Origin of the sequence: Pedobacter cryoconitis (genome assembly GCF_014200595.1) — a bacterium.
Lineage (GTDB): Bacteria > Bacteroidota > Bacteroidia > Sphingobacteriales > Sphingobacteriaceae > Pedobacter > Pedobacter cryoconitis_C.
Window position 1 is genome coordinate 283,284 of sequence record NZ_JACHCG010000001.1, and the last position, 17,261, is coordinate 300,544.

Genomic DNA, 17,261 nt, shown 5'->3' on the forward strand with positions numbered 1-17,261 from the left:
TTACCCAATGTAGTTTTTTATTACAAAAGGAAGCACATCTATTAGAAGAGGTCATAAAAATGGGCTTTCCCACGACTCCGCAATGTGGGGACGCCAACCTAATGGTACATAAAGGTGAGGTTAATGGGATCATCGTTGACTATCAAATTATGGGAAAAAGAGTGTTTTCTCTGCAAAAACATCTTCAGGAAATTCTGGAAGCCCCCTACTTAATGAATTTGGTGAAGTTATTATTATCGTCGATAATGAGTTATTTGACAAAGACGTTACATACACAAGGAAAAACCACCTTACTATGCCGCGGTACTGATTAAAATCATCAAGTAAATCCCGGGATATGGTTAGCCCTAAGCTGGTCATCAAAGGTTACAACTCTGTCATGGCAGTAATATAAATGTCATCCCTAAATCGAACATGCATAATATTTTTAGTTCTGAATACTTGTTTTAATCATTTGTACATATTACTTAAATATCAAATGCTTTTAGAAGATTATTACTCGTCAATAAGTCCATCGAGCCATCTTCGTCGCGTTTTCAAATTGGTCCCTGACCGCTTATAAATGAAAGGCTTGGTCTCAAACTCTGCATTTACCAATCTGAAGATATTTAGGTTATCTGCATCGATCTGCAAACTGGATTCACGAATATCCACAGACGTATCATACGCCGGTATGGGATTATAACCATAATAAGCTGCACTGATTGAATCTAATATTGCCGACTTCTCTTCCGGTTGGCCCAAATCGTGGACAATTACATGATACGACACATATTCTTTTTCATCTGCTGGCTCATAGATTCTGGAGGTTGTTTCAATCCGATAGCTTTCTGGCAGCTCGATTTGAGCAATCCTAGCAGCATGATGAAAAAGCACGACATTAGAACCCTTCTTCCCGGACTGTGTTGAATTATAGATGATACCATCAAAAGCAGGCTCTATAGCTTCTGCAAGAAACTCAGCTATAACTTGTGTCGTCAAATAATTACTGTTCTCGTGAATTGGCAGCACCGGTTGAGCACACTGCCAGGCAAGCCAGCGTAGGAACGTTACCTTTTCCCGTGTGGACAAATAATCAGGATCAAAGATACTGCCTTCAGCCCGGACAGAACGTAATGCTGTTAAATCTAGAAGCCGAAGGGGGTGAAGCAAATCAAACCTGCCAACAACTATCCAACTCCCAACGGGTGGTCGGACTTCGGCCATCGCAAGACCCGGACTGGTCGCTCCATAAAAAACGGCGATGCCTGAAGCATTCATTCTACCTGAACGGGCATTACATGAATTTGGGGTTCCGATCTGCTGATCGGGATGTTCAAGTGCTGAAAGCATATCCATTTCATTTTGGAATACCCGTGAACGATATAAATCCTTCAATTCCTCTTCTGGTCCAGCTATGCAAACTAAGGGCCTGCCCAGGCGCGCTCTGAATTTTTCAATCCCCTCGAATACTCTGGCTAAATAACTAAAAGCCTTTTTGCTGAAAAACCTAGACCGGGTTTTAATGATCTGTTCGAACTCCGCCCAGTCTTTTTGCCAATGATCATCTGAAATTTCTTTCAGTTCATATAGTGCATCTTGGCTATACTCTTGTTCGATGAAATCGGTATCCTTATCAAAATAACGCTGATTTAAGATTTCCTGTACATCTTGTGCCGCATCATATGGTACACCACCTATATCTTCTAACAGGAAAGGTAGATTTTCACCTTCTCGCTCCCAGTGATAGGTTGATTCTGGATCGGAAAACTGCGCCCGGTACTGTTCTTCTGACGGCTCGGCTGCCGTGCGATCAAAATGCAGTTCGAATGCATGTTCGACACGGTCGGCCATTTGTTCCAAGTTATATGACTTCCTTTTACCTTTGCAATATTTGCACTTGGCGGTAACGCCCGTGCGCCTGATCATACCACTAAGATAAATGTCGGTTACACATTTGTAACACAAATATTCTTGATCCGGATTGTACATTTCATATGGTTTTCCAAGTAGTCTATTAAATTAATTCCACGAAATAATATTTCCTGAGGAATTCATGCCGGAAAATTAGCCTAAATATTAGGTAAATGAAAATGCTTTACGCCAGAAGTTCCAAAGTGGATCTTGAAAAATAATATAAAGATCGCGATACAACACGGAAGCTAACATTTAGGTACAACTTATTATTAAGTGAATTACTTGTACAAACACTATATTTGTTTTAAGCAGAATAATTTATGATACCAAAAACTCCACCCACTGTTCAAAAGCTAATTGACGATTTTAATAAGTCATTCACATCGCTGGAATACAGCAATGGCAAATCTCTTACTCTTTTCGATGAGAAGAGTGGTGCTTATTATATCGCCTGTCATTTACAAACAAAAGATATTATTGGCAAAGCAGACTTTAATGCTACAATAGATGAAGCCGATGACGAAGAAGGTTTGTATAAGTTAAATAGAGATATAACTGAGAATCAGCCTGCATATGGAGTAATGTGTGCTGATGCAAAGGCTGGTAGGTCGTTTGAAGATATAGTGGTTGAATTCGACAAGTCATATTCACCTTCACTACCTTTAAAGATTTATGGAGGGCAGCACAGAATTAACGCGGTGCAATCCGCAAAGGATATTAAACCTGATACATACCACGGCTTTAGGGTGTATTTTGGACTTAGCAAAGAGCAAAAAGTTGAGATTGCGACAATTAGTAATACTTCAATAACGGTATCAAATGATCTCTTGGACCGCATGCGTGAGCAACTTTTAGGATCTGAGCTAAGAGATTTCTTTCAAAATGTCGGTTTGCTGGCCCAAAATCAAGATTTCTCTGACAAAAAAGATGCAATAGTTCCAACCGTTAGAGTAGGTCGTTCTTTTGTAGTTAATTACTGGAAGGGAAGAAAGGCTAAGAACACGGATTTCCATATACCTGTTGTTTGTAAAACTGGAGGTGTTGCAGATGAGTACTTTGCTGTGAGGCCTACAGTTAAATGGAACGATCCTGACTTTATTGAGGCAGGCAGGCAGTTAAACATATTGCATAATACTCAAAGACAAAAGATAAATGGTCGAAAAACAGATAATTTTGGACAGTTTGCAAGTAAAGCCATTTCTCTCACGGTTGTTGCTAGCTGGAGCTATGCAGCGGGCTTGTACACAAAAAATCAACCCCTCAAAGACATTCTGTACGGTATTACATCTAGCCTTGGCGTGAATGAGGACCCTTTGAATGCTAAAGCTTTATCTGAAGCAAGGTTAAAAGGTATAGATCCAGATACATACCGGGGTCTAGGTGCGAGAACAAATCCTGATGAAATGGGCCGCATGTTAGAGGTCTTTATAGTGCTAGTAGAAAGAGCTAACGTAAAGAAAATATCTTCTAAGTTAGCAAATGGAGCTATTCAAAGCTATGAAGCAAAGAAGCAGACACACAATGCTAACAAATCATTAGCTAAAATATAGATGTTTGAAGACTATATACAAGATGCATATTCGTTTTATAACTCCGCGTTATTAGCAACAGCCGATCGTGAAGCTAAAATGTATTATCGTGCTTCCGTTTTCTGTTCTGCTAGCTCATTAGAGGCATTCGTTAATTTCATTGGTGATACATTTTTACATAGCGGCAATTTAGATAAACTGGAGGTAGCTTATTTAAATGATAAGACGTTGGAAGTTATTCCTGCGTCCGGTGAAATAAAAGAACGAATTAAATTTAATTCAATTGATAATAAGCTTAAACTGATTATAAAAAAATTTGGGGTTACTATCAATGTAAGTTCGTCTACACAATGGAGTAATTTTATGCATTTTAAGGACCTCAGAGATAGCCTAATACATGCAAAGGATCTTTCTGATGAACGTACTGCAGCTCAATACAAGGAAGCAATAAAGAAAGGGTTGAATGCCAACATCGATATTATGAATTTAATTTCTAAAGCCGTTTTTAAAAGACCCCTGCGAACTAATCTTCTCGACTTGAAACTTTAGCTTTTTATGGTTAATTCATGAAATTTTGTGTAACTCGTATGTAACGTAAGCGTTTTGACAACTAAATAAAAATCATTAAATTAGTGCTTTGTTTGAACAGAAACGGTGATTTTTGCCATAGAACTTATAGGTGGTCTAAAAGACTCATAATCTTTTGGTCGATGGTTCGAGCCCATCATGGCCCACTGCTTAAAAAGCCGCTTTTCTATAAAGAAAAGCGGCTTTTTTCGTTTCTAAACGTAGATTTTTTAGCTTTCAGCACTGGCTTTGGATTCGTCCACAAGGCAAGTTCAACAGGGTTTTTTGTTTAACTGCACGTAAAGTGTAACGTAAATGCGTGCTAAATAACCGTTGTATGGTTACTATCAGCGCTAAAATTTTCCCCCATCATCTGAGAAAAGATGGAACGTTCAATGTCAAAATCTGTGTTTGTCAAAAGAAGGAATTTAAGTATTTTGATACTATTCATTTCGTCGCGCCGAAACAGTTGACGGAGGATTTTAAAATCAAAGAAAAATTTATTCTGAAAATTGTTGAGAGCGAACTTTTAGAATACATACCTACTATCAGTAGTATCGATGGTAAACTTAATTCGTTGTCCTTTCAAGCCTTAAAGGACTATCTTGAAAATAAAGGAAAGGCAATAGATTTTATATCGTTTAGTAAGGAATATATTAAATAACTAAGAGTTAATTTTTATATGAATATGTTCCTTGTTTTAAAGAACTATGATAAAAAAACAGCGATAGGAGTTATTGAAGTTTTTAAAATGAAAACATAGCTCCAAGCTTCAACTCGTAAAAATTATCATTTGCCCCGTTAAATTGAGTTTTGACCTCATTTCCATTTTGTAGGAAAGATGTATCTAACCCTTTATGCGATCTCATTTGCCCGAGTTTGCCACATAATAGAATACTGAAATTGGAATTCAACATGTAATTCAAACCTGCTCTTCCTTCGAATTCGTCTCCATTTGCGTGTTGTTTAAAGCTTATGGGGTGTTTAAATATTTCAATTAAATTCCAGTCAGCTTCGGAGTTATACTTATTTAACCCATAGGATATAGCCCCCAATAGGGACAATCTTTTAGTCAAGGCATAAGAACCGCTTACGCCGATATCAGCACTTTTCCAATTCGCTCTATAAGTACTGTTCAAATCCTGGTAATTTAAGTCAAGGATGTTAAAATTTTGTAGTGAGCTGGCAAAAAACAGTTCGGTGTTCAATTTAAACCTTGCCCTTGCTATGATATTATAAGCGCAACCGATCCGAAAATTATCCATAACACCTTTATTGCTATTAAACGATACTTGATATGTAGCGTCCATCCGGTTGTTTTCTTTATAATCGGCATCAGTGCCGTTTCCGCTGATAACAGTGTTTTTTTGGAAGCTGACAGTTAATGTCAAATGTTCTGCAAGATTATAGCTGGCAGTCAAATAACCGCCTGTAGCTATTATTTTTTCAAAAGTAAGTTCTGATAATATGTTAGGCGATTGTCCTTGTAAATTTCCTGCGATAGACCACTGGAAATTTGTAATATCTAAACTCCCGCCCACTTCAATGCTAAACGGTTTGTTTTGCCCTTTCATTATCATCACATTACAAAACATGATCAGCAAAATAAATAATACTCTTCTGATAATAATATCCGATGCTCTTATTATTCTCACTGATCTCATTTAAATTTCTGTATAAAAGAAAAGTAGCGAGAATTTCCGCTACTTTTCTTTGTTATGTGGTTTATTAAAATTAAAAATTATTAGGGATCTGTCCACCTGGTGGCGGGTTGGGATTTCCGTTATTTAATGATGCTTGAAATTGTAATCTTTCTTGAGGTGTTGCAATGGTATTATCAGTTTTATAAACTGTAGCATCTAATTCTCTATATACATCTGAACGAGCGATATATGGGATATGATATTGGTTTAACCAAAGTCTATCCAAATCAGAAAGGGTAGTTCCTTGATTAATATTAGTACCGTCTTTTTTGGTGTACATTGGTTGATTTACATCATAAACTATAGATGAAGAGCTCGTCAGAGACGAGTAACCCATAACAGAATTAAAATCGTAACTACCAAAATAAGAATAATTGCTAGTGATTGGCTGGAATTGACTGGTACCTGCAGGATTTTTTAAGTTAGAAGTGTTGATATTAACATAATTATCTCTATCAGGCCTTTTCTGCTCATGCATCATGCCAACAGCGTGACAAAGTTCATGAATTATTGTTGCATAATCGCTTCGTTCATATGTTTCGCGGGGATCAAAACTATAAAATACAGCGAAATCAGCCAGATTGATTGTTTGTTTCCCGCCAGCTGGATTACGACCTATTATAGACGACTCACTTACATCAGAACTTGTGCCTACATAGTTAATCTCTATATACGGGTATGCAAATCCGTACGTTGGATCTACGGTTGGTTGACCGGTAGCATTATAAAATCTAACGTTGGATTTAGATTGAATTTCTAACAATGCTTGTTTTATGTGTGCTCTAATGATTGCAGACTTAGGATTGTTTGTAACACTACTACCATAAGTAAACCGAACCATTGCCCAAAGTCTATAGGGGTCACCGTTAATGCCTAAATTTCTTGGTACTGTACCATCAGCCAGATTAATCGGAAGATTTGTTATCGGATTAAGTGACATTTCGGGACCGGTAATCTTCTTACCACCTTCCGTTTCAAAACTGCCTTTTTCATCCAAATATTTTAGCTGCGCTGGCGTGAGTTGAATGTCTCCATCCAGAAAATAATCATTCCCGCGCTTTTCAACAATAATTCCAGACTTTAAAGTCACGAAATTAGAATTACTTTTTGCATTATCTGAGGCACCCTCACTGCTACGGTTCTTTTTACAAGAGATTGCTGCAATGCAAAAAATAGTTAATAAAATAAAAATGTACTTTTTCATGAGAGAGAATTTAAGAGTATGGATGAAAAATTAATTGCTTTTTTCTTTAGACAGAATTTCTATTAGTTGATAATTTTCGGAATGACCATCTGCTGGTGGAGATACTAAATGTGTGACTTGAACCTTTAAAGAATATTTATAACCCTCTTCATAAGTAAATCCCGCTATCCTTTCCTTATAAATTAGAACGGTATCCGCAGTACCTTTTTCAGTCACCTTCAACATAGGCAACGCTCCTTCAGTTGGGGAAGCCGGAGGAGGGGGGCCGGAGTATGCTAATGTCGGCGCAACATTAAAAATCGCAATTCTTGTTGTATCAGTATCTTTTTTGCAGCTAATTAAACCTGTGAAGAAGATTGAAATTAGAAACATCAGATAGTATTTCTGTAAATTTTTTTTCATTTTGGGAGTTTTTAGTAAATGATATAATAAAGTTATTAATATTCCCAATAATTGTAATACTATAATTGTAACTATTATGTTACATTATAGCGGCAATTGCCAACTTACTCATTGCAATTTGCATATTTCTCACAATTTCGTGAAAAATGTATAACTTTAAGGTAACTTAATCCAGGTACCTATGCCGATCGAGCATAATATTGATTTTTCAAAAGCCAGCTTTAAAGATTTTGAAGTAATATCAAATTTAAATGCTTTTGAAAGAGCCGGGGTTTTTCGTGATTTTACGGACTACATGAAAGAACATGGTCAGATGAATTACCGATTTGTAACCTCGGGAGGTTGTGGCCCTGAAATATGGGTACAATCACCATTTAATGAAAAACCCCAACGTTGTGTGAGTCTGGTGAGTAATGATTATGACATCAATGGTCAGATTCGCGAAATAGGCGATTTAGGTGATAACCTTTTACTCCTTTACAAAACAATTTAAAGTTTTAACAATAAGAATGCTCATTAGTTTTAATATTTGAGCAACTTGTTTTCTTCTTTTGTTGCGCAGCTTAAGGCCATTCTACTGGTTTATAGGTTTAGAGACACGACTGTTCTCTATGGAATCGGGTTACGTTGAAGCAAGTATTGATGTTATGCTACAATTCGGTGATGAGACAATCCGGAGTGAGCGTTGCAAGGATCGCATTCGTGTCGTGCATGCGCTATCCGGCGATATACTGCTCTAGTAATGTAATCGGTATAGGAGCCTTCCTGTTGATCTCGTCGCCGGCTATTCCTTTCGAATTGAATATTGGCGCCGGCTGTTCAATAATAATCTGTTTAGTTCTTTCCGCTTTTCCTTTAATATTCATTGCTGATTCAAATATAGATCTTATTTATACAATGGATTGTAATTTAAGCGCCCTGCTATAAATCGTTTAGTATTTGTTTTTTATAATCTGATGGTGAAATACCTGTTACTTTTTTAAATATTCTGGTAAAGTATGCCGGATCGTCAAAATTAAGTTCATTTGCAATTTCAGCAACATGCTTTCCCATATCCTGAAGTAAAATCCTGCTTTGTAAAACTGTGACTTCAATGATGAATTTTTTTGCTGATTTGTTTAAAATCTGGTTAGAACATCTATTCAGGTAGTTTTCAGTAATGGCCATTTCCCTGGCGTAGTAGGAAACACTTTTTTCCTGTACAAAATTTCTATAGACCAGCTCCTTAAAACGAAGGGCAATTAAATGGCTCTGTGAAAGAACAAAATGCCGGTCAGATAAGCTTAACAGCTTTTGGAACATCGCTTGCAGTAAAGGGGTAATGACCTGCATGTCCATTTTATTTTCCTGATATTCATGTAATAGAAGATCACTTAATGCTCCAATATATAAACTTGTCTTTTCATTCAGTTTGATAATAGGATTGATATCGAACAATTTAAGCAGATCTTGTCTGGAAAGGATTTCATTTAATATATCGTTCTCAAAGACTACAATTGTTCCCTCCGGATCAGCAGATACTTCATTCATTCCAACTACATGGCCCGCACCAACAAAAACAACTGCCGGAGCTTCAATACATTGCATCTCTGTACCCAGTTGTTTTTTAATGAAACCACTTTTAAGATAAATAACATAGTTATAATCCGGCCGGAAGAGTGTGGTTGGTGTTTTTAAGAATTTAGAATGGTTTTGATAATCGTATACCTGTACCATTGCGTTCTTAAACTGCACAGTAGAATAGGTATTTACAAAACGGCTGATATATTCAGAGGATGATATGTGTTTAATTCCTTTAGTCTTTGGGGCATCCATTGGCAACAGCTCTAGAAGTATAAGACAAAAGTAGACAATTGGAAACTACAAACCGGTTTGGATGGGTATTGAATGCACGAAAAGTACCAGTATTTTTCGGGTTTGCTCATCAGGCGCGATTGTAATGAGGGTAGTTTTGCACGGACGAAAAATTAATCCGCAATGAAATTTAAAACCCAGCTTATTCTAATACCAATTTTATGTATATCAACTTTATTGTTTGGCGTTTTTACCAGTAACGGACAAAGTTACACCCAGAATGAAAACGTAAAACAACTTTCTTTAGAAGAAGCACTTACACTTGCCGGAGCAAAGAATAAATGGATAGACATTGATAAAACGGAAGAATTAGCTGCCCAAGCCGATAAAAAAGATGCCAGACTAATGGCGCTCCCGCAGTTTGAAGCAAAAGCATCCTATCTTCGCTATTCAAATCTATCTGTATATGAAGATGGTTTAAGTGAACGCAATTCTGCTCCAAGGTATCCAACACCAAACGAGGCCAGCTTAGGATTGGAAGGCATTTTTAATGTATATAGTGGGGGGAGAATCAAAGCCATACAAGAGCAGCAATCTGTTAAAACTAATATAGCTTCTTTGAATATAAAAGAACGATCTGGCAGTATTAAATTACAGGCAACTTCTTATTATCTGGGACTAATCAGGTTATATGACCTTAAAAGGTTTACTACCGATCAGCTTAAGCGGGCAGAGCTTCGCCTGAAGAATATTAAAACACTTTACAAAAATCAAAAAGTAACGAAAAGTGATGTATTAAGAGCAGAGGTGATGCTGTCAAATGTTCAGCTTGATTTAGCTTCAACGGAAAATGATATCAGGATCTCGGGTCAAAAGCTGGCCGTTCTGCTGAATCTGCCGCAATCTACCCTTATCCTTCCCAAAGATTCTGCCGCCATGATTAAACCGTCTGCCGATGAATTAGAAGCTTTAGTAAAAACCAAAGGTGAGGGGGCATTTAATATATTAAGATCGGATCAATCGATAGCGTTAAATCAATCTATCCTCAAACTAACCAGGAGCTATAATATGCCAACTTTAAACCTTGTGACGGCCTATGGTTTCAACTATCCGAATTTTCTTTTTAAACCGGCAGTGGATCAAATGTATGCTATCGGTTTCGTTGGAATAAAAGCGCAGTACAGTATTTCTTCTTTGTACCAGAATAAGCACAAAGTTGCAGCAGTAAAATGGCGTTTAAATAGGGCCGAAAAAGAAAAAGAAGCTCAGCTGGACGATAAACTTCAGGAAATTGAAAGTTATTATATTAAATATAGCGAAGCTCTAAACCGGATCGGGGTGAATCAAAAGTCTATTCAGCAGGCTAAATCCAACTATGAAATCATGAGCACCAAATACTTTAACCAGCTGGCACTGCTGACTGACTTGCTGGATGCTGATAACCTGTTTCAGGGTTCAAGGTTCAATTTGGTCAATTCACAGGTAGAAGCGATGATGATCTATTACCGGATGCTTTATTCCACAGGAAGACTTTAAAACAGAAGGACAAAATTTAAGAACTATTAGTGATTATAAAAATGGAAAGAAAAAGACCTCATGCAGGTAATATCGCACTCTCAATTGTGGCAGTACTGGTCGTTGTGATGGGTATATTTTACGCAGCCAGTTATTTATTGCGAATGCAAAAATATGAAGAAACCAATGATGCACAGGTGGAAGCAAATATCAATCCGGTTTCCGCAAGGGCGGGAGGGTATATTAAAAAAGTTTGGTTTAATGAACATCTCCCTGTTCAAGCCGGGGATACATTAATCACAATTGAGGATAGTGAATATAAAGCCAGGTTACAAGAGGCGCAGGCCGCAGTTGATGATGCCCATGCACAGCTTAAAATGTTGGATGCCAGTGTGTATGCAGCAGAAGTAGCTACAACAGTCAATAAAGACCAGATTGAAGGTGCTAAAGCCCGGCAATGGCAAAGTCAGCAGGACATCAACAGATATAAGAACCTGGTAAAAGCCGAAGCCGTAACGGGCGCTGAATTCGAGCAGGTAAAAGCTCATTATGATGTAGCTGTAAGTGATTTTAACGCTTCAAAAAGTAGCTTGACAACGAGCAAAGCCAGAATTCTGGAACTTAAATCGAAGACAGATCTGCTATTGGCTGATTTAAAGAAAAAAGAAGCTCAGCTGAAACTGGCCCGCATTAACCTTTCTTATACCGTAATCACAGCTCCGTATAGTGGGAGATTGGGAAGAAAAACTGTATTGACCGGCCAGCAGATACAACCAGGACAACCTCTGGTCTATATTATCAATGAAAAAGAAAAATGGGTTACTGCTAACTTTCTGGAAACCCAGGTTGGGGGAATGCACATCGGCCAGGCGGTAGATATCAGTGTAGATGCGCTCGATGGCACACACTACAGCGGGACTATTGAGGCGATATCGGGATCTACCGGCTCTAAATTTTCCTTGCTTCCTCCAGATAACTCAAGCGGGAACTTTGTAAAGATCGTTCAACGCATTCCAGTTAAAATTAAGCTCAACCAAGGCGATATTGATGCCGTTAAAGTGGGGATGAATGTAATCGTATCTATTCAGAAACAAAGAAAATCATGAGGGGGCCTCAATACTTCAAGAGCTGGATCAACGATTGGAACTGGGGTGTCCGTATCGCCCTGTTCCTGATCCTGATGTCTTCGCTGGTTCAATTCGGGGTATTTGCGATGACCCAGAATTACCTGATCTCTTTGCTGGGATTTCAAAGTGAAGATTTGTCGTTTGGCATGCAGATATGTTATGTTGGTATATTGGGCATACTCCCTATACAGTTCCGATTTTTGCGCTATTTCGAAACGAGAAATTACCTGATCGTAAACATAACAGCAGGAATCCTGCTCAGTCTGGCTTGTCTGTTCATCAGGGACGTTAATGTGTTTTTCGTTGTCCGGTTCTTACAAGGTATTGTAGTTTGTAACATCGCAGGCTGTATGGTCGTGTTGATTTATTCCAGACTTAAAACAGAACATATGCAGGCCATTGGATCCTCAGTATTTTACGGGTCTATTTTCAGCAATGGGGTAATTATAGGTATCGCGGCTGCCATGGTAGTAAATAGTTCAGACTGGACCCAGGTGTATGTTTATTCCATCATTTTTCAGCTGGCCACCCTGGTTATTGTATTGCTTGCATTAAAATCAACCTCAGGTCATAAAAAATATCCGCTCTACCAAATAGACTGGATTGGCTTTGTGCTGCTCATTGCTGCAGCAGGTTCCCTGACTTATACCATGGTTTATGGCTCAAAATATTATTGGTTTGAGGACAGAAGAATTGTAATTTCTTCTCTGGCTGCGGCTTCTGGCACAGTGTGCTTTCTTTTCAGACAATATCTGATCAGAAGACCCTTAATTGATTTGAGTATTTTTAAATCGCGCAATTTTGTAATTGGGTTGGTGATACTCGCTATTTATTATGGTTTCAAGGATTCTATCAATCTCATATACAGTTATACAGGCGGTGTTCTTGGTTGGAGCCCTTATCGATTAATGATCTTAGGGCTTTGTAATGTAAGTGGTATTATCCTGTTTATGATTTTTTCAGGGCAGTTGATCATCAGGAACCGCCATTCTACTAAAGGGTTTTTAATTGCGGGGTTTAGCATCATGATCATATATCACCTATGGATGTATTTTGTATTCACTCCGGACCTTTCTTTTCCAGATTTAATTATCCCAGTGTTCCTTCAGGGAGCATCGGCAGGATTGATTTTCGTTCCGGTAGTTATTTTCATCCTGTCTTCTGCACCGAAACATACGGGGACTACTGGCATTTTTGTTGCCGCATGTACCCGCTTCAATGCCACCCTTCAATCTATTGCAGGATTTTACAACTTGCAGCTTTTTTTTAATAAAAATTATAAAACGGGCATTCTAAACCGCGTGAGTTTTCTTGATTTTGCAACCAGTGAACGACTAAACAGTTATGTACAAATGTTCAGTTCCAAAGGTTATACCACGGAGCAGGCAACTTCCCTTGCTTACAGTTCTTTGGGACGGGCAGTAGACCTTCAGGCACAGATATTAGGTTATCGGGCCATATTTTTGACTATTGCTATCGTGCTGTCCATTGTCTTGTTTTTAATTGCTGTGACACCTTCACTCAATAAAACGGTGCTGCATTATAGTAAGCGTATGTTTATCTGGGTGTTTCACAAATAGTGGCCGGTTAGCCACAGATTAAATCCAAAGGCAATAGCGTTATTTCTTGAACTTTTCATTCAACAAGCTATCGTTTAAAACTATATTTTTTGAAGGATCACCTTTGTGTAATTTGAAATCACCGTCCATTATTTATAGTTCTTTGATTTTGCGTAATTGGTTTGCTGTATTGCTTGAATATCTTTTGCTGCATCTTTATTGAAAATAAGCATTTTCAAATTAAAAGTCTGCTTAGTTTCTGTGTCTTTACCTGACATAGCCAAAATCGATATGCCTTTAGAATAATCAATTTGAATATATCGGTCTTTAGTGGTCCGTTCATAAAAAACATCTTCAGTAGTTGCTGGCCTAAAACCAGGCGTGGAAATCAATTTTTTCTAAATCTAAGCCCGCTTTATTTTGAATAATAGCTGAACGCACTTTCTTTTGAGAACAAGAAAATATAAATATACTCAGCAACACAAAGCAATAATTTTTCATAGTATTTACGTTTAAAACCTATCTCCATAGGGCGACACAATAATGAGATAGCTTAAACTCTGTTAATTTATATTAACAGAAAACATTTATTTAAAGAGATTGAATATCCAAACCTCTGCCTTCCCGGTAATCTGCTTAAAAATCCGGCTGTTATCTTTGTTGTTGGCTTAATAGCCTATCAAAATATGCTCTGTACACATGCTATATTTAAAAAGAGTTGCTGACAAATTCACCTTTTTCTAAAACTATCTGGTTTCCCCAGCTGGTAATTATTTCCAGCACTGGTATAAATGTTTTTCCAAAATCTGTCAGGCTGTAAATAACTTTAATAGGAGGTTTTTTGCCAAATACTTTCCTTAATACTAAGCCGTCCTTTTCTAATTGTTTCAACTGTAAACTCAAGGTCATTTCGGTAACATTTGGTACTTCTTTGCGAAGCTCGCTATAACGCTTTTCAGCATCTTTTAAATGATACAGAATTACCGCTTTCCATTTACCACCTATCAAATCCATCGCAAGACTTATTGTGCATGGATAAACTTTCCCCTTTAGTTTTACATAATCACCAATACATTCTGTTTTCATTTGTCATTTTTTAACCTATCTGTTTGGATAGTTATTGCAAATGTAGTGTGCTAAAAATAATTTTGCAACTATAATTTTTATAGTATAAGATTTCACTTAAATAATAAAAAAATGGTATCGAATTTAAAAGCTAATGAAGCACTGAAACAAGAAGATAAACCGCTTATCACAATAGTTGGTGTTTTGGGCAAACAGGGACGTAGTGCTGCACATACGCTGTTACAGAGTGGGCGTTACCGGGTACGCGGAATTACCCGGCGCGTTGATTCACCAGAGGCAATTTGTTTGGCCGAACAGGGAGCTGAACTTGTGAATTTACCACTTGACCTGGGATATAAAAAAGAATTTGTTGAAGCATTTCGTGGTTCGGATGGTATTTTCATGATGACGCCAAGTATTGTCCCTCCGCAAACTCACGAGATGGAGTTGGGTAAACAGTTAGCAGACGCAGCGGTTGAAGCAGGGGTTCAGCATATTGTCTTTAGCAGTTTGGAAAATATAGACAAGATTACACAAGGGAAAAAGTTTGCTCCTCATTTTACAGATAAGGCTATGATTGAAGAATATATTCGCACGCTTCCAATCACAAGCTCGTTTATCTACATGGCTTTTTTTTATACTAATTTTATGGAGTTTTATACTCCTATAATAGAAGGGGATACACTTGTATTTCCGATTTATTTACCAAAGGATTTCCGTGCGCCATTTGTTGACCCCCTTACCTCCACAGGGCCAGCCATTTTGGAGATTTTTTCTAATCCAGGTCAATATGCCGGTAAGTCCCTGCCAGTAATTGGCGATATTATTTCACCTCAGGAAATAGTAGATACTTTTGTTCGGGTCACAGGCAAGAAAGCTATTTACAGTTCTGCATTCACACGGGATAATCTGCTTCATTATTTCCCGGATTTTGGCTCAAATGAGCTTTTAGTGAAGGAGATTCTGGGTATGGTAGAGTACGCAGTTGACTATGGTTATTTCGGCGAAGATCGTGATTTGTTATGGAGCCGTAAAATAAACCAGAATAGCCTTAATTGGGAACAGTTTCTTCGAAGTACTGGTTGGGAAGGTGAGCAGATTTCTTATTAAAACCAATTAATGGGATAATTTTCAGAAAACTTAAATAGGCTTGGCCATTACCAGATTTCCAAAGTAAACCATTGCATCCGAGCTGTAATCGAAAGGTGCACTCAGGTAAAAATACTTAATAGTCCCCTTTTTAAACATACCAGTGTCCACTACTTTTGATTTATTGATATAGACCCGCATGTTTTCACCTTCTACGGCTATTGCAACATGGATCAGTCCGTTGGCATAATTGTTTAAAGGAAAGCTAAGCGGACTCGAAATTTTGGTGTCGCTGCTGGAATTATTGACTTCCCCATTCCAGAAATGAAGTTGCGATGCGGTAATGGCGTTGCTGTTGTAAGCATCTGAAATATACTCTCTGTTGGAGTTATCCCTCGCAAAGCCAAACTGCATAGCGCCAATATCCTTTGCTGCGGTACTTCTGGTAATCAGGTCAAACTCGATTGTGAAATTACCCGGCATAGCAAGCAAGCTTTCTAAGCGATAAGTTGTTCTTGGAGAAAGGGCAAGCCATTTTCCAGGAACACCTGAAATAGTGGTTACGCTGCCTGTTCCACTTGTTTTCCAGTGTTTGGCCATCCGTCCTGTAGCATCTGCTGAAAAGTTATCAACAAAAAACACGGAGCTTGCGGGAGTAAATGAATAGACTTCTTCGATATTGGGTAAGTTACTTCCTGAATTACCTGTCTGAGAATTACCGGTGCTGGAGGTTTTTGTATTTGCACCTGTATTGCCATTGATCACATCGTCCACTTTTTTATCTACTTTATCCTGAATCTTCTGCTGTATCTTTTTAAAAAACTGGGCATGTGATTGCTGTGTAATTAACGTAGAGGCGATCAGTACGCTATATATTAATATTTTATGTTTCATATCTTATTGGTAAACCTGGTAAGTGATTACTCAAATTTACGTGGTACGGAACTATAAAGATAGCAGCATACCAAACCGATTTGTATCCGGGCCGATCTGCTTTGAATTTAATAAAGCTGGTTTTGTAATTAACTTTCCGGGTATTATAAATTATTTAAGTAACTCATTAAACTTATCTTTTTGTGTTGAGACACCGGAATTTCTAAATCGCCTTCCAGCACCAGGAAGTTGTTCTTCTTTTTGAAAGTCCTTATGTATTGGAGATTGATCAGATAAGACTGGTGCACGCGCATAAATCCTAGCGGAGTAAGCTGATTATCGTATTCCTTGATGGGCTGTGAAACCAGGATGCAAGTTCCGTTATGCAATCTGAAGCGGGTATAACTATTGTCTGCCTCCAGAACCAGAATATCTGCAATCTGGATTACGAAGATCTCTTCAAGGGTTTTCAAAACAATTTTCTTTGCTTGTTTTACTTGCTGATTGTGGTTATAGAAAAAGGTTTCCAACTGTTTATGGTACTGGCTGTCATTAATGTTTCTGAGCGCTTTATCTACTGCAACTATCAGATCGGCTGGCAGGTAGGGTTTTAATAGAAAATCTATCGCACTGAACCGGAAAGCCTGTACAGCATACCCTGCAAAGGCGGTAATAAAAATTACGCTGAATTTCACAGTTGTTTCTTCTGTGGTTGCCTTCAGCCAGTCAAAACAATTTCCATCGGGTAAGTTTACATCGAGAATAAATAGTGTTTGCTGCTGTTGTTTAAAGGACAGATCAGCCTCCGCAAGATTTTTGCATGGATATATATCCAGGTCAGGATAGTTTATTTTCAGGGTTTGCTTTATGAAATCAAGTGCAGCAGGATCATCTTCCAGTAACAGGCAGGAAATTCCCCTATTTTGTATAACGCTCAT

The 17,261-nt window shown here is 38.0% G+C and carries 16 protein-coding genes and 1 tRNA gene; 8 read left to right on the forward strand and 9 right to left on the reverse strand.

The features are described 5' to 3' along the window. Window positions 1–495: 495 nt before the first annotated feature. Window positions 496–1,833 (reverse strand): RES family NAD+ phosphorylase, encoded by a 1,338-nt coding sequence (locus HDE70_RS01340; RefSeq protein WP_183887569.1) that lies wholly within the window; start codon window positions 1,831–1,833, stop codon window positions 496–498. Between the two features lie 383 nt (window positions 1,834–2,216). Here HDE70_RS01340 and HDE70_RS01345 point away from each other — a divergent pair, with 383 nt between their 5' ends. From HDE70_RS01345 to HDE70_RS01355, 3 genes are all read left to right on the forward strand, one after another. Next, window positions 2,217–3,446: a hypothetical protein gene (locus HDE70_RS01345; RefSeq protein WP_183887571.1), complete on the forward strand. Its 1,230-nt coding sequence runs from the start codon at window positions 2,217–2,219 to the stop codon at window positions 3,444–3,446. After that, complete coding sequence (locus HDE70_RS01350; RefSeq protein ID WP_183887573.1) at window positions 3,447–3,974, forward strand: hypothetical protein; 528 nt, start codon at window positions 3,447–3,449, stop codon at window positions 3,972–3,974. A gap of 114 nt (window positions 3,975–4,088) precedes the next feature. Next, window positions 4,089–4,159, forward strand: a tRNA-OTHER gene (locus HDE70_RS01355). 579 nt (window positions 4,160–4,738) lie between these two features. On the opposite strand, the gene HDE70_RS01360 is transcribed toward HDE70_RS01355, so the two are convergent. The 3 genes from HDE70_RS01360 to HDE70_RS01370 all read right to left on the reverse strand — a co-directional run bounded on the left by HDE70_RS01360 (window position 4,739) and on the right by HDE70_RS01370 (window position 7,301). After that, entirely contained in the window at window positions 4,739–5,587 is an 849-nt protein-coding gene (locus tag HDE70_RS01360; RefSeq protein ID WP_183887575.1) for a hypothetical protein, read from the reverse strand. Window positions 5,588–5,726: 139 nt separating this feature from the next. Further along, complete coding sequence (locus HDE70_RS01365; RefSeq protein WP_183887576.1) at window positions 5,727–6,899, reverse strand: M12 family metallopeptidase; 1,173 nt, start codon at window positions 6,897–6,899, stop codon at window positions 5,727–5,729. 30 nt (window positions 6,900–6,929) lie between these two features. Beyond that, complete coding sequence (locus HDE70_RS01370; RefSeq protein WP_183887578.1) at window positions 6,930–7,301, reverse strand: DUF4377 domain-containing protein; 372 nt, start codon at window positions 7,299–7,301, stop codon at window positions 6,930–6,932. Window positions 7,302–7,482: 181 nt separating this feature from the next. Here HDE70_RS01370 and HDE70_RS01375 point away from each other — a divergent pair, with 181 nt between their 5' ends. Beyond that, on the forward strand, window positions 7,483–7,794 hold the full coding sequence (locus HDE70_RS01375) for a hypothetical protein (RefSeq protein ID WP_183887580.1): 312 nt from the start codon (window positions 7,483–7,485) through the stop codon (window positions 7,792–7,794). Between the two features lie 223 nt (window positions 7,795–8,017). Here the strand turns inward: HDE70_RS01375 and HDE70_RS01380 are convergent, their stop codons facing one another. Further along, window positions 8,018–8,167 (reverse strand): hypothetical protein, encoded by a 150-nt coding sequence (locus tag HDE70_RS01380; RefSeq protein WP_183887582.1) that lies wholly within the window; start codon window positions 8,165–8,167, stop codon window positions 8,018–8,020. Window positions 8,168–8,222: 55 nt separating this feature from the next. Continuing rightward, the gene (locus HDE70_RS01385) at window positions 8,223–9,116 is read right to left on the reverse strand and encodes a helix-turn-helix domain-containing protein (RefSeq protein ID WP_183867837.1); all 894 of its coding nucleotides are present in this window, start codon (window positions 9,114–9,116) and stop codon (window positions 8,223–8,225) included. Window positions 9,117–9,278: 162 nt separating this feature from the next. Here HDE70_RS01385 and HDE70_RS01390 point away from each other — a divergent pair, with 162 nt between their 5' ends. From HDE70_RS01390 to HDE70_RS01400, 3 genes are read left to right on the forward strand one after another with little or no spacing between them, the layout of a single operon-like run. Further along, complete coding sequence (locus tag HDE70_RS01390) at window positions 9,279–10,631, forward strand: TolC family protein (protein ID WP_183887584.1); 1,353 nt, start codon at window positions 9,279–9,281, stop codon at window positions 10,629–10,631. 41 nt (window positions 10,632–10,672) lie between these two features. Then, on the forward strand, window positions 10,673–11,716 hold the full coding sequence (locus HDE70_RS01395) for an HlyD family secretion protein (protein ID WP_221301991.1): 1,044 nt from the start codon (window positions 10,673–10,675) through the stop codon (window positions 11,714–11,716). Next, entirely contained in the window at window positions 11,713–13,317 is a 1,605-nt protein-coding gene (locus HDE70_RS01400; protein ID WP_183887586.1) for an MFS transporter, read from the forward strand. The genes HDE70_RS01395 and HDE70_RS01400 overlap by 4 nt, the downstream gene beginning before the upstream one ends. A 687-nt stretch (window positions 13,318–14,004) precedes the next feature. Here the strand turns inward: HDE70_RS01400 and HDE70_RS01405 are convergent. Next, window positions 14,005–14,382, reverse strand: a complete 378-nt coding sequence (locus HDE70_RS01405) for a winged helix-turn-helix transcriptional regulator (RefSeq protein WP_183867833.1) — start codon at window positions 14,380–14,382, stop codon at window positions 14,005–14,007. Between the two features lie 111 nt (window positions 14,383–14,493). On the opposite strand from HDE70_RS01405, the gene HDE70_RS01410 reads away from it, so the two are divergent. Continuing rightward, entirely contained in the window at window positions 14,494–15,471 is a 978-nt protein-coding gene (locus HDE70_RS01410) for an NmrA/HSCARG family protein (RefSeq protein WP_221301992.1), read from the forward strand. Window positions 15,472–15,501: 30 nt separating this feature from the next. Here HDE70_RS01410 and HDE70_RS01415 read toward each other — a convergent pair whose 3' ends face one another. Both HDE70_RS01415 and HDE70_RS01420 read right to left on the reverse strand, forming a co-directional pair. Beyond that, on the reverse strand, window positions 15,502–16,344 hold the full coding sequence (locus HDE70_RS01415) for a hypothetical protein (protein ID WP_183887588.1): 843 nt from the start codon (window positions 16,342–16,344) through the stop codon (window positions 15,502–15,504). A 143-nt stretch (window positions 16,345–16,487) separates the two neighbouring features. Further along, window positions 16,488–17,261 carry a LytR/AlgR family response regulator transcription factor gene (locus tag HDE70_RS01420; RefSeq protein ID WP_183887590.1) on the reverse strand — a complete coding sequence of 258 codons (774 nt, stop codon included), beginning with the start codon at window positions 17,259–17,261 and terminating at the stop codon, window positions 16,488–16,490.

Bases quoted from the DNA above. Each gene is read 5' to 3' on its own strand.
- HDE70_RS01340 (WP_183887569.1), bottom strand. From the start codon at position 1,833: ATGGCCGACCGTGTCGAACATGCATTCGAACTGCATTTTGATCGCACG.
- HDE70_RS01345 (WP_183887571.1), top strand. From the start codon at position 2,217: ATGATACCAAAAACTCCACCCACTGTTCAAAAGCTAATTGACGATTTT.
- HDE70_RS01350 (WP_183887573.1), top strand. From the start codon at position 3,447: ATGTTTGAAGACTATATACAAGATGCATATTCGTTTTATAACTCCGCG.
- HDE70_RS01360 (WP_183887575.1), bottom strand. From the start codon at position 5,587: ATGTTTTGTAATGTGATGATAATGAAAGGGCAAAACAAACCGTTTAGC.
- HDE70_RS01365 (WP_183887576.1), bottom strand. From the start codon at position 6,899: ATGAAAAAGTACATTTTTATTTTATTAACTATTTTTTGCATTGCAGCA.
- HDE70_RS01370 (WP_183887578.1), bottom strand. From the start codon at position 7,301: ATGAAAAAAAATTTACAGAAATACTATCTGATGTTTCTAATTTCAATC.
- HDE70_RS01375 (WP_183887580.1), top strand. From the start codon at position 7,483: ATGCCGATCGAGCATAATATTGATTTTTCAAAAGCCAGCTTTAAAGAT.
- HDE70_RS01380 (WP_183887582.1), bottom strand. From the start codon at position 8,167: ATGAATATTAAAGGAAAAGCGGAAAGAACTAAACAGATTATTATTGAA.
- HDE70_RS01385 (WP_183867837.1), bottom strand. From the start codon at position 9,116: ATGGATGCCCCAAAGACTAAAGGAATTAAACACATATCATCCTCTGAA.
- HDE70_RS01390 (WP_183887584.1), top strand. From the start codon at position 9,279: ATGAAATTTAAAACCCAGCTTATTCTAATACCAATTTTATGTATATCA.
- HDE70_RS01395 (WP_221301991.1), top strand. From the start codon at position 10,673: ATGGAAAGAAAAAGACCTCATGCAGGTAATATCGCACTCTCAATTGTG.
- HDE70_RS01400 (WP_183887586.1), top strand. From the start codon at position 11,713: ATGAGGGGGCCTCAATACTTCAAGAGCTGGATCAACGATTGGAACTGG.
- HDE70_RS01405 (WP_183867833.1), bottom strand. From the start codon at position 14,382: ATGAAAACAGAATGTATTGGTGATTATGTAAAACTAAAGGGGAAAGTT.
- HDE70_RS01410 (WP_221301992.1), top strand. From the start codon at position 14,494: ATGGTATCGAATTTAAAAGCTAATGAAGCACTGAAACAAGAAGATAAA.
- HDE70_RS01415 (WP_183887588.1), bottom strand. From the start codon at position 16,344: ATGAAACATAAAATATTAATATATAGCGTACTGATCGCCTCTACGTTA.
- HDE70_RS01420 (WP_183887590.1), bottom strand. From the start codon at position 17,261: ATGAGCGTTATACAAAATAGGGGAATTTCCTGCCTGTTACTGGAAGAT.